The sequence below is a fragment of the Bacillus cereus group sp. MYBK227-1 genome (genome assembly GCF_051916325.1).
Taxonomy (GTDB): Bacteria; Bacillota; Bacilli; order Bacillales; family Bacillaceae_G; genus Bacillus_A; species Bacillus_A cereus.
Window position 1 is genome coordinate 717985 of record NZ_JBQAGK010000002.1, and the last position, 13092, is coordinate 731076.

Consider the following 13092-nt stretch of genomic DNA (forward strand, 5'->3'; position numbering starts at 1 on the left):
GTATGTATTTCACCCTTCATAAAAAATATTTCTCAACATTTTATTTGTTGAAAAAGATTGAATATTCGTATTATAACGAATATTATGTTGTTATCGGCAAAAAACGATAATTTGCAGACACTGGGGAGGAAATACATTGAAAAAGAAAAAGAAATTAAAACCATTAGCGGTATTAACAACAGCAGCAGTACTAAGTAGTACGTTTGCTTTTGGAGGTCACGCAGCGCATGCTGAGACACCAACATCATCTCTACCAATAGATGAGCACTTAATACCGGAGGAGCGCTTGGCTGAAGCGCTAAAACAACGGGGGGTAATTGATCAATCTGCATCGCAAGCTGAGACGTCAAAGGCTGTCGAAAAATATGTTGAGAAAAAGAAAGGGGAAAACCCTGGGAAAGAAATTTTAACAGGAGATAGTCTTACGCAAGAAGCTTCTGATTTTATGAAAAAAGTAAAAGATGCAAAAATGAAGGAAAATGAACAGGCGCAGCAGCCTGAAGTAGGCCCAGTAGCTGGACAAGGTGCAGCATTGAACCCTGGGAAATTAAATGGAAAAGTACCTACTACATCAGCGAAGCAAGAAGAATACAATGGAGCTGTTCGAAAAGATAAAGTACTTGTTTTACTTGTAGAATTTAGCGATTTTAAGCATAACAATATTGATCAAGAGCCAGGATACATGTATTCTAAAGACTTTAATCGTGAACATTATCAAAAAATGTTATTTGGTGATGAACCATTTACTTTATTTGATGGATCGAAGATTAACACATTTAAGCAATATTATGAAGAACAATCTGGTGGTAGCTACACAGTTGATGGGACTGTAACAGAATGGCTTACTGTTCCAGGAAAAGCATCAGATTATGGTGCTGATGCGGGTACTGGGCATGATAACAAGGGGCCTTTAGGACCAAAAGATTTTGTGAAAGAAGCATTAAAAGCAGCGGTAGCAAAAGGAATCAATTTAGCAGACTATGACCAATTTGATCAATACGATCAAGATGGTGATGGAAATAAAAATGAGCCAGATGGCATTATTGATCATTTAATGGTTGTACATGCTGGCGTTGGTCAAGAAGCTGGCGGCGGTAAATTGAAAGATGATGCGATTTGGTCACATCGTTCAAAACTAGGTTCAAAACCATATGCAATTGATGGCACGAAATCTTCTGTTTCGAACTGGGGCGGAAAGATGGCTGCATATGATTATACAATCGAGCCTGAAGACGGGGCAGTTGGTGTGTTTGCACATGAGTATGGCCATGATTTAGGCTTACCAGATGAATATGATACAAAGTACTCAGGACAAGGTGAACCTGTTGAGTCATGGTCTATTATGAGTGGTGGTAGCTGGGCTGGAAAAATTGCAGGAACAGAGCCAACGAGTTTCTCACCACAAAATAAAGAATTTTTCCAAAAGAATATGAAGGGGAACTGGGCGAATATCCTTGAAGTAGATTATGACAAACTTAGCAAAGGAATCGGTGTTGCGACATATGTAGATCAAAGTACTACAAAATCTAAACGACCTGGAATCGTTCGTGTTAACTTGCCGGACAAAGATATAAAAAATATCGAATCAGCGTTTGGTAAGAAGTTCTATTACAGTACAAAAGGAAATGACATTCATACAACACTTGAGACACCAGTATTTGACTTAACAAATGCAAAGGATGCTAAGTTCGATTATAAGGCATTTTACGAACTTGAAGCGAAGTATGATTTCCTTGACGTATATGCGATTGCAGAAGATGGAACGAAGACACGCATTGATAGAATGGGCGAAAAAGATGTAAAAGGCGGCGCGGATACAACTGATGGTAAGTGGGTTGATAAATCATACGATTTAAGCCAATTCAAAGGAAAAAAAGTAAAACTGCAATTTGAGTACTTAACAGATATTGCAGTAGCTTATAAAGGGTTTGCGTTAGATAATGCAGCATTAACTGTAGATGGAAAAGTTGTTTTCTCTGATGATGCAGAAGGTCAGCCAGCAATGACGTTAAAAGGCTTTACTGTGTCTAACGGATTTGAACAGAAAAAACATAATTACTATGTAGAGTGGAGAAATTACGCTGGTTCTGACACTGCGTTACAACATGCACGTGGCCCAGTATTTAATACAGGAATGGTTGTATGGTATGCGGATCAAAGCTTTACAGATAACTGGGTAGGCGTTCATCCAGGTGAAGGGTTCTTAGGAGTAGTAGATTCTCATCCAGAGGCAATTGTAGGGACATTAAACGGACAACCTACTGTGAAGAGCAGTACGCGTTACCAAATTGCCGATGCGGCATTCTCATTTGATCAAACACCAGCATGGAAAGTAAATTCACCAACTCGCGGTATCTTCGATTATAAAGGATTACCAGGAGTGGCAAAATTTGATGATTCTAAGCAATACATCAACAGCATTATTCCTGATGCAGGACGTAAGTTACCGAAACTAGGACTGAAGTTTGAAGTGGTAGGCCAAGCTGAAGACAAGTCTGCAGGTGCAGTGTGGCTTCATCGATAAAATAAGGTAAAACGAAGAGGAGCTGCGATAAGTCGGTGAAACTGACTTATCGCAGCTTTTTTCTTCTTGTGAAAAAACTTGCTGTTTTTTTATGTACTTATTGGAAAAATTCGAAGTTTCTTTTATAAATAAAATACTCCGCCTGTCCAATTATAGAAGCTATTTTGGGCGTAAGTAATTTGTAAGTAATGAGTAAGAAAAAAGAGATTTTCATAGTATATAATATTTATTATAGCTACTTTTAACACCTGATACTAATAGTGTGCTATAATATGAATTAGCAACAAAAAGGAAAGGAATTAGAACAATGACCTTAGAAAATACTAAAAATTTAAAAAAACAAGTTGCTCCTTTTGAAAAATCAACGATTAAAAAAAGTGTTTGGCAACTGATCAACACAATCGTGCCATTTATTATTTTATGGTACCTTGCTTATAAAAGTTTGTCAGTTTCTTATTGGTTAACATTAGTTCCAGCACTGTTAGCCGCTGGATTTATGACAAGAATTTTCATTATTTTTCATGATTGCACCCATTATTCGTTCTTTAAAAGTCGACGTGCAAATAGAATAGTTGGAACGTGTATGGGTGTTTTAACATTATTCCCATTTGATCAGTGGGGGCATGAACATTCTATTCACCACGCTACGAGTGGTAATTTGGATAAGAGGGGTACAGGGGATATTTGGACGCTTACAGTTGATGAATATGTAGCTGCACCATTTAGACTTCGTTTAGCATATCGCTTATATCGCAATCCATTCGTTATGTTTGGATTAGGTCCGATTTATGTTTTCTTGCTTAAAAATAGATTTAACCGAAAAGGTGCAAGGCAGAAAGAACGTATGAATACTTATTTGACGAATATTATAATTGTTGCTGTAGTAGCTATACTTTGCTGGGCAATTGGGTGGCAATCGTTTCTGTTAGTACATGGTACTATATTCTTAATAGCAGGTTCAGTAGGGATTTGGCTGTTTTACGTACAGCACACATTTGAAGATTCTTATTTTGAAGAGGATAAAGATTGGGAATATGTGAAAGCGGCAGTGGAAGGAAGTTCTTTTTATAAGCTTCCTAAAATTTTGCAATTCTTAACTGGTAATATTGGATTCCATCATGTTCACCATTTAAGCCCAAGGGTACCTAACTATAAACTAGAAGAGGCACACAATAATACGCTTCCGTTAAAAAATGTACCAACGATTACGCTTGCTACAAGCTTACAATCACTACGTTTCCGTCTTTGGGATGAGAAAAGTAACAATTTTGTTAGCTTTAAAGATGTCAAAAATATAATTAAAAATAATGTTTCTGTTCGAGTGAAATCTGAACTATAATTGCATCGTATATAAAACTCCCCTTAATCATTTTCGATTTAAGGGGAGTTTGTGTTTAAAGAGTAGATGCCAGACCAGATAAGAGGAAAATTTACATAATTCAAATTGTAATTGAAGCAGATTAGGAATTGCTCGTACGTAAGTACAAATATAAGATGACAGTAAATGCATTATGTTAACAAATTCATAGTAAAAGGGGGGATCGTACAACATTATATCCAAAAATAAGAAAAGACTTGAACGAAAATTCCATTCATTTTTCTTGGTGTTCCGCATTCCATACACTTAAATAGGACGCATATTCTAATTCATCTGGATTCTCATGTAACATAGAAATGAATTCTAATTTGTTTCCATCACAATCTAGAAAGTATACACTTGCAGCAGGCATCCACCTTTGGACAATTGGCTCTTGATTTCCTTTTCCTTGACTTCCTATCACTGCTATTCCACGTTCCTCTAGCCACGCTTTAGAAGTCATTAAAAACTCTAAATTTACACCAAAAGCAAAATGTCTCGGCTCAAAGTCTTCAATGTTATGTACTTCCCATAGTCCAAGCATTTGTTGTTTATTTTCTCCGACCCAAAAGAAAGCCACTCTTCTTTTGGAGAGTTTTCTTGCTAACGTTAATCCTAGCTTGTTTTGATAGAAATTTATTGCCTTCTCTAAATTTCTTACATGTAAATGAGTTTCGTATATGTTCTGTATTATTATGATCATTCCTTTCTTTCTTTATTGGTAACTACCAATTCAATAGTGAATATAATTCTAAAGTTGAAATATGTATAAGCCTAGTAATGTACATCTATATCCGATATACCTATTTACTATTATATTGAAATTGGAATGTGATAAATCCCAATGAGGTAGTAAGTGTTTAAATGAACACTCTACTACTTTTGTAGGAAAGGGGATATATTCATTAAATTCAGATGAAATCATATTAAAATGATGAAAAAAGACCACACATGAAGTGAAACGCCATGTGTAGTCTTTTATGTATAGTCAAATATTACGAAGTCTCGCTAATTTTAGTTTCACTATGAGTGTTAGTAGAATTTCTTTTCTTAACTTTAAAGTGATAGTAAGTGTAGCAAAAGATGATAAATGGGACAGTGCAATAGATTCCAAGTCGTTGTTCTGGGATAAAAATAAGACTGATTAATATAATGCCATACAATCCAAAACCAAGAATTGGTACGAGTGGATAAAGTGGCGTTTTAAATTTTAAGTCTTCTAATTTTCCGCCGTCTGCTAAATAATGTTTGCGGAAAAAGAATTGAGAAACACAAATTGACATCCAAACAATAATGGTAATGACTCCGGAAATTGAAATGAGCCACAAGTAAACAGTTTCAGCAGCTACTACACTTGTCAAAAGAGAAAAAGCAGAAATAGCTATTGTCATGATTAAAGCGTTGAGAGGAATCCCACGTGATGATAATTTCTTTAAAAATGCTGGAGCCATTTCGTTTTTTGATAAAGACCAAAGCATTCGAGTAGCAGCGTATAGTCCTGAGTTTGCGACAGAAAGAACAGCAGTAAGAATAACAAAGTTCATAATATCAGCTGCATATGGAATACCGATATTATCAAAAACAGCAACGAATGGACTCTTTGTTAATCCAGCTTCTTCCCAAGGAATTAAAGCAACAAGAACAAAGATTGCTAAGACGAAGAAAAACATTGTGCGCCATATAATATTTCTAATAGAACGAGGTAAAGTTTTTGCTGGATCTTCACTTTCACCTGCTGCGATTCCGACAAGCTCTGTACCTTGGAAGGAATAATTGACTGTAACCATTGTTAATAGAATAGCTGCAAGTCCATTCGGAAATAAACCACCATGATTTACGAAATTTGAAAGAAGTGGAGCTGGTTCATCGCCTTTTAAATCAATAAAACCGAACATAGCGGCGCCACCAAGAATTATAAAAGCTATAATGGCAGATACTTTTATACTTGAAAACCAAAATTCTGTTTCTGCATAACTACGAGCAGATAATGCGTTAATAGTGAAGATGGTAACGCCAAATATTAAACACCAAACCCAAACAGGAATATCAGGAAACCAGCGCTGCATTGTAATACCGGCAGTTGTAAATTCAAGACCGGTCGTATTCGCCCAGCTTAACCAATACAACCATCCGATTGTAAAGCCAGTTGCAGGATTGATGAATTTAGTAGCATATTCCTGAAAAGAACCTGAAACAGGCATGGCTACAGCAAGTTCACCAAGACATAGCATAACGAAATACATTAATAATCCACCAGCAATAAAGGCAAGTACGGATCCACCAGGTCCAGCCTGACTTATAATAAAGCCAGATCCGTTAAATAACCCGGTTCCAATCACACCACCGAGTGCAATCATGAATAAGTGTCTACTTTTCATCGTACGTTTTAATTCATTGTTTGTATTGCTTACTTGCGCCATTGTTTTCCTCACTTTCGTAGTTGATAGAATAACGTTTGATGTTTTTCCGTATTATGGAATGTATTCCGTGATGTGAAATCTTGTTATAATTTTCAGATAATTAAAAAGAAAAGTCAATATTTTTTTGTTTGCGTTTTCAATTCGTTGTTAGTGATATGTTTTTATTGTTAGAAAATTAAATAAATAGATTGATTTCATTTCGAATGTTTGCTAAATTGATAGTTAATTAAGCGTACTAACATATTACGAGTAAAGTTGAGGCGAGTTATGGTACAGTCCATTGATCGAGCGATAAGTATTATTAAATTATTGAATTCTACAAATGAAAAAGAGTATTGGGCTATTTCTGATATAGCTGATGGAACACATCTCCCGGTTAGTACAGTACATAGATTACTTAACTCTCTAATGGAGCATGGGTTAGTTACACAAATTACAGAGACAAAACAGTACAAAATTGGACCAATGTGGATGGAAATAGGGTTGCGTCAATTGGAGAAGGTAGACTATAGATCTGTTGCGAGAGAAGTGATGAAACGTTTGGCTTCTGAAGTGGAAGAAAGTGTCTATTTGAATATTCCAAACGGAACACATTCTATTATCATTGAAAGAATTGATAGTCCTTTAAAAATTCGAGTTATCGATAATCTAGGAGAACAAATTCCACTTTCAATTGGTGCTGCAAATAAAACGATGCTTGCCAATATGAAAACGAATGAAATGGAACATATTGTAGAGTATTTACTGCCTTCATTACCAGAACAAAAGCAAATTCTTCTTAATCAAATAAAGCAAATAAAAAATGAAGGATATGCTGTCAGTTATGGTGAAAAAACAGAAGGGACAGCTTCAGTAGCTGCACCTATTATCGGATTTAATCATAAAGTAGTAGGAGCATTAAGTGTTGGGTTAATTAGTCATCGTATTAATGATGATCGACTATCTTTTCTTATTAGCAAGGTAAAACAAGCGGCTCATGAAATATCAATAAAAATCGGCAGTACATCAGAACTATAATTTTGATAGCTGTCGTCATTTTTTATTCATATACTGGAATTAGTTTTCATAATGCGGAAAATAGGGGGATTTATATGTCAAAGTGGCAATCAAAAGAACAATTGGTTCAATTATTAAGCAGTCTTGTTGAAATTCCTAGTATTACCGGTTCAGAAGCTGAAGTAATATTGCCAGACTTTGTTGTGGAACAATTATCTGACTTACAGTATTTCAAACAAAACCCGCACCATTTGCAAAAAAATCCGACAGGGGACGGACGATATTTTGTTACAGCACTAGTAAAGAAAAGCGATAGTACAAAAAATACTGTAATTCTAGTAAGTCACTTTGATGTTGTAGATGTACAAGATTACGGAATGTGGAAAGAAGATGCATTTAATCCTAAAAAGTTAACATCTATGTTTTATTCTCATAAAGATGAACTTCCAGACCATGTACGTGAAGATATAGAACATGGAGAATGGCTGTTTGGTAGAGGAACAATGGATATGAAATGCGGCCTCGCATTACAAATGGCAATGATTGAGCAAGCTTGCGAAGAAAGATTTGATGGGAATGTTCTTTTATTGGCTGTACCAGATGAAGAAGTAAACTCTGTAGGGATGAGAGCTGCTGTTCCAAGATTACTAGAGTTAGCAAGAGAACATGATTTAGAGTATAAAACGGTACTAAACTCAGAGCCTATGTTTTCAAGACATCCTGGTGACCAAAATAAGTATATTTACACTGGCTCTATTGGTAAAGTGTTACCTGGTTTTCTTTGCTACGGAAAAGAGACACATGTAGGTGAACCTTTTGCAGGGTTAAATGGGAGTTATATGGCTTCATTAATAACAGCAGAATTAGAGTTAAACACAGACCTTTGTGATATTGTAGAAGGGGAAGCGAGTCCTCCGCCAACTAACTTACTTCAAAGGGACTTAAAAGAGGATTATTCTGTACAAATTCCGCATCGTGCAGTTACATTATTTAATTTGTTTTTATTAGAAAAATCAATGACAGATGTAGTTTCATTGTTACGTCAAAAAGTAGCGAAAGTAGCAGAGAAAATAGAAGAGTCGTATGAAAAACATGCATATCGTTTTTCTAAATATAATCCATTTATACCACCTAATCTCAAAGTAAATGTATTAACTTATGAAGAGCTTATCACATATGCAATTGAGCAACATGGACGAGAAAAAATAAATCATATTCAATCTAATATTATAAAAAATAGAGGAGATAAAGATGATCGTGCGGTAACCATTGATTTAGTAGATAAATTAGCGATTTTATGTAAAGAAAAGGCACCGATGATTGTACTTTTCTTCGCTCCGCCGTACTATCCAGCTGTGAGTTCACGCAACAATCCTTTAATAAAAGAGGTAGTTGTAGAAATGGAAAAGTATGCACACTACAATCATAAAATTACATTTGAAAACCAAAATTATTTTGGGGGGATTTCAGATTTAAGTTATGTAGGCTTGCAGTATCCACTGGATTCAATGAGTTCGCTTGTAGACAATATGCCATTATGGGATAAAGGTTATTCAATTCCGCTTCAGGAATTAGAAGAGTTTGATGTTCCAGTATTAAATATGGGGCCGGTAGGAAAAGATGCACATCAATGGACAGAACGTCTAGATGTAAACTACGCATTTGAAACGCTATTAGATATGTTACCGAAGTGCATTGAAAAATTATTAGTTTCTAATAAAATTACACAATCATAGTAGGGAATAGGTAAGGGATAAAACAGAACCTGTAAAGAAGATTTGAATGAAATTATTTTAATATAATTAAAACTGAAACGGCCAAACTCAATTATATATGAGTTTGGCCGTTTATCATGTAGTGAATTTCTAATTAAATTCATATGAATTCATAGCTAACGCGATCTCTTTTACAGTTTTACTTTTTAGTTTGACCAGATAGTTCAACAGACTTTTGCGTACAACGCTGCATAGCTGAAATAATCGCTGTTCTCAGTCCTTTTTCCTCCAATGTTGCTACAGCTTCTATTGTCGTACCGCCAGGAGAACAAACCATATCTTTCAATTCACCTGGATGTATTCCTGTTTCTAGTACCATTTTTGCAGAGCCTAACACAGCTTGAGCAGCGAATTTATATGCTTGATTTCTTGGCATACCATCTAGTACAGCAGCATCTGCCATCGCTTCTATAATCATATATACATAAGCTGGTGAAGAACCACTTACGGATGTGACAACATCCATTAATTTTTCACTTACGATCTCTGTTTGACCAAAACTATTGAAAATGTTTAGTACATCTTCTAAATCTTTTTCTGTCACCATTTCATTCGGGCATAATGCAGACATTCCTTCTCCAACAAGAGCAGGAGTATTAGGCATTACCCTTACAACCTTTACTTTTTTATTAAAGGCATTTTCAGTACTTTCAATACTTTTCCCAGCAGCGATCGTAACGATGATAGCATCGTTTTTGATTATTTCTTTTATTTCATTAATTATTGACGCGTATAGGTCTGGTTTGATTGATAAAATTAAAATATCAGCATTTTTAGCTACTTCATTGTTGTCGGTAGTTGTAGTTAGCCCATATTTTTCACTAGCATTTTTTAAATTAGCAGTGTTTAAATCTGAACAAATAATTTGATTTGAAGACACTATATTTTTGTTTATCATTCCGCCAATCATAGCCATTCCCATATTTCCGCAACCGATGAATCCAATTTGTTTATCCATAATAACTCAATCTTGCTCCTTTTATAATCAATTATATCGGTTTGATATTATTTTCTTAGAATAAGAATAACATCCCTGTGCAATATAAAGAAACATTCTAAGAGAATATATTCCTTTTTGCAACACTAAAAGATAAAAATTAATTATATTCGACATTATGTAAATATATACACTATAATGTAAGGTTTTATGTTTATGAATATGAGTTAAACTTATATCATTTTGTATTTTCATTCAGTAGGGCGATAATTTCATACAAATAACTTGCGGCTCTATTTATTTTTAAAAATACCTCTTGACACCGAATCGAACTATATCGCATAATATAAAAAAATTAGATTGAAAATCGTTGAAGGGAATTAGTACATATGTCTTCTTGCGAAAGAGAGTGGAATTCACCGGCTGAAAGATTCCTCGTATAGAATATATCGAACCTATCCCTGAGTCTTAAATGAAAGTTTAGGCGTTCGCCTGCGTTATAGGCACCAAGTGGATATCTATGTATATCAATTAAGGTGGTACCGCGGAACAATGACCGTTTCGTCCTTTTTATTTTATTAAGGGCGAAGCGGTCATTTTTATTTTGCTCTTAAATACCTCATTGCAGCATTGATGAGAATAGATATAGTTACAAAGTGAATGAAGTGTAATTTATAAAAAACTTTGATTTTAGACTTGGGGGATAAAAAAGTGAAAAAACAACGAGTTGTTGTAAAGATTGGGAGTAGTTCCTTGGCAGATAGTCACGGAGGCATCTCTACAGAACAGCTTTCAGATCACGTTGCCGCATTGGCTCGGTTGAAAGAAGAGGGGCACGAGGTTGTGTTAATTACATCTGGAGCCGTCGCTGCAGGTTTTTCAGCGCTAGGATATCCTAGCAGACCTGTAACGATTAAAGGGAAACAGGCTGCAGCAGCTGTCGGACAAAGTTTGTTAATGCAGGCGTACACGGAGGAATTCCGTAAATATGGCATCGTTACTGCGCAACTTTTGCTGACGAGGAGTGATTTTTCTAGAAAAGAACAATATAGTAATGCTTACGCTACGTTAGGAGAATTATTAAACCGCTCCGCTCTTCCAATTATTAATGAAAATGATTCCATCTCTTTAGAGGAGCTGACGTTCGGTGATAATGATATGCTGTCAGCTTTAGTAAGCGGGCTTGTTTCGGCGGATATGCTTATGATCTTTACGGATGTGAACGGGTTATATGACAAAAATCCTCAGAAAAATCCGGATGCAAAAAAATATTATTTTCTTCCTGAAGTTACGGAAGAAATTTCTTCTCTTGCAGGAGATGCTGGCTCAAAACTTGGGACTGGCGGTATGAAATCAAAAATCGACGCTGCAAAGACAGCGCTCTCTCTTGGTGTGAGTGTATTTATCGGAACAGGACGTGGACAGGAAAAGTTTGTAGATGTTTTGAAGGGTAAGGGTGATGGAACGTATGTTGGTAATGCTCCTCAAAAAGAAATGAAGATGAACAAGCAATGGATTGCCTTACATTCGCTTGTTAGCGGACAAATTGAAGTAGATGCTGGGGCAGCTACTGCCATCATTCAGCATGGTAAGAGTTTACTTCCAGCTGGTGTTACGAATGTATCAGGATTTTTCCAAGTGGGTGAAGTTGTAGAGGTTGTAACGCAACAAGGGCGCGTAATAGGAAAAGGACAATGCACATATAGTGCAGAGGAACTAATAGATGTAAAAGGTATGCAAAGCCAAGATATTCAAGTAAGAGGCGAGAGACATAGTTATGAAGTCATCCATAGGGATCATTGGGTTTCACTTTAAAAAGGAGGAAATAAAAATGAATGAAGTGTTGGCAAAGGGGATAAAAGCAAAAGAGGTTGCTAGAGAGCTTGTGCTTAAATCTACAGAGCAAAAAAACGAAGCACTTTCCGCAATAGCTGATCAGTTAATATTAGAAACAGCTTATATTTTAGAAGAAAACAAGAGGGATATTGAAGAAGGTAAGGCAAAAGGATTTTCTGATTCACTCCTTGATCGTCTTCTGCTAACTGAAAATCGTATTATTGATATGACAGAGGGGATTAAGCAGCTAATTGAATTACGTGATCCTGTAGGAGAATGTGTAAGTGCATGGGAAAGGCCAAATGGACTATCTATTCAGGAGATGCGCGTACCACTTGGTGTTGTCGGGATGATTTATGAGGCAAGACCGAATGTAACTGTTGATGCTGCTACAATTTGTTTAAAAACAGGAAACGCAGTAATACTACGTGGTAGTTCTTCTGCTATCCATTCTAACAAAGCCATCGTTAGCGTTATTCACCGGGCGCTTAAACAAACTAGCTTGCCTTCAGAAAGTGTACAGCTCATAGAAGATACAACGAGAGATAGTGCAAAACAGTTGTTTACATTGAACGAGTACTTGGATGTTCTTATACCAAGAGGCGGTAAACAATTAATTGATACAGTAGTGAGAGAAGCGTCTGTTCCAGTACTTGAAACAGGTGCGGGAAATTGTCATATATTCATTGATGAAACAGCAGATAAACAAATGGCGTTTAATATTATTATAAATGCAAAAACACAGCGTCCATCTGTATGTAATGCAATTGAGACGATTGTACTTCATGAGAATTGGGCAGAGCAATATGGTAGCGAGTTGTTTTCTTCCTTGAATGAAAGAGGAGTGGAGCTACGTGGTGATAATAAAGCAGTGGCGATTGATTCTTCTATCTTACTTGCGACAGAAGAAGACTGGGAAACTGAGTTTTTATCTCTCACACTAGCAGTGAAAGTGGTTTCCACTGTTGAAGAAGCGATTCATCATATAAATACGTATGGATCTATGCATTCTGAAGCAATTATTACTGAAAACGAGGAAAACGTCAGCAAGTTTTTTACTTCTGTAGATGCCGCGGCACTTTATCATAATGCATCGACTCGTTTTACAGATGGATCCGAATTTGGATTCGGAGCGGAAATTGGTATCAGTACACAAAAGTTACACGTAAGAGGACCAATGGGGCTTCCAGCATTAACTTCTACAAAATATGTGATTCGTGGAAATGGACAAATTCGAAAATAATAAT

9 protein-coding genes and 1 other annotated feature are annotated in these 13092 nt (G+C 36.0%); of the genes, 6 read left to right on the plus strand and 3 right to left on the minus strand.

The features are described from left to right. The first annotated feature begins 136 nt into the window (after positions 1–136). The gene (locus ACTFRM_RS10720) at positions 137–2524 is read left to right on the plus strand and encodes an immune inhibitor A domain-containing protein (RefSeq protein ID WP_000727440.1); all 2388 of its coding nucleotides are present in this window, start codon (positions 137–139) and stop codon (positions 2522–2524) included. 307 nt (positions 2525–2831) lie between these two features. Continuing rightward, complete coding sequence (locus ACTFRM_RS10725) at positions 2832–3863, plus strand: fatty acid desaturase (RefSeq protein ID WP_000171504.1); 1032 nt, start codon at positions 2832–2834, stop codon at positions 3861–3863. Positions 3864–4116: 253 nt separating this feature from the next. Here ACTFRM_RS10725 and ACTFRM_RS10730 read toward each other — a convergent pair whose 3' ends face one another. Then, on the minus strand, positions 4117–4575 hold the full coding sequence (locus ACTFRM_RS10730) for a VOC family protein (RefSeq protein ID WP_025687456.1): 459 nt from the start codon (positions 4573–4575) through the stop codon (positions 4117–4119). 301 nt (positions 4576–4876) lie between these two features. Further along, the gene (locus ACTFRM_RS10735) at positions 4877–6301 is read right to left on the minus strand and encodes an amino acid permease (RefSeq protein WP_000079991.1); all 1425 of its coding nucleotides are present in this window, start codon (positions 6299–6301) and stop codon (positions 4877–4879) included. Positions 6302–6568: 267 nt separating this feature from the next. Between ACTFRM_RS10735 and ACTFRM_RS10740 the strand changes: the two genes are divergently transcribed. Next, on the plus strand, positions 6569–7318 hold the full coding sequence (locus ACTFRM_RS10740; RefSeq protein ID WP_000250758.1) for an IclR family transcriptional regulator: 750 nt from the start codon (positions 6569–6571) through the stop codon (positions 7316–7318). A gap of 74 nt (positions 7319–7392) precedes the next feature. Beyond that, entirely contained in the window at positions 7393–9033 is a 1641-nt protein-coding gene (locus ACTFRM_RS10745) for a M20/M25/M40 family metallo-hydrolase (protein ID WP_088322490.1), read from the plus strand. 178 nt (positions 9034–9211) lie between these two features. Here ACTFRM_RS10745 and proC read toward each other — a convergent pair whose 3' ends face one another. Next, positions 9212–10030 carry a pyrroline-5-carboxylate reductase gene (gene proC, locus ACTFRM_RS10750; RefSeq protein WP_000360723.1) on the minus strand — a complete coding sequence of 273 codons (819 nt, stop codon included), beginning with the start codon at positions 10028–10030 and terminating at the stop codon, positions 9212–9214. Between the two features lie 340 nt (positions 10031–10370). Next, positions 10371–10581: a binding site (T-box leader), on the plus strand. Positions 10582–10720: 139 nt separating this feature from the next. On the opposite strand from proC, the gene proB reads away from it, so the two are divergent. Then, positions 10721–11824, plus strand: a complete 1104-nt coding sequence (gene proB, locus ACTFRM_RS10755) for a glutamate 5-kinase (RefSeq protein WP_000744808.1) — start codon at positions 10721–10723, stop codon at positions 11822–11824. 16 nt (positions 11825–11840) lie between these two features. Further along, a complete protein-coding gene (locus ACTFRM_RS10760) occupies positions 11841–13088 on the plus strand; it encodes a glutamate-5-semialdehyde dehydrogenase (protein WP_025687458.1) in 1248 nt (415 codons plus the stop codon). Positions 13089–13092 lie beyond the last annotated feature (4 nt).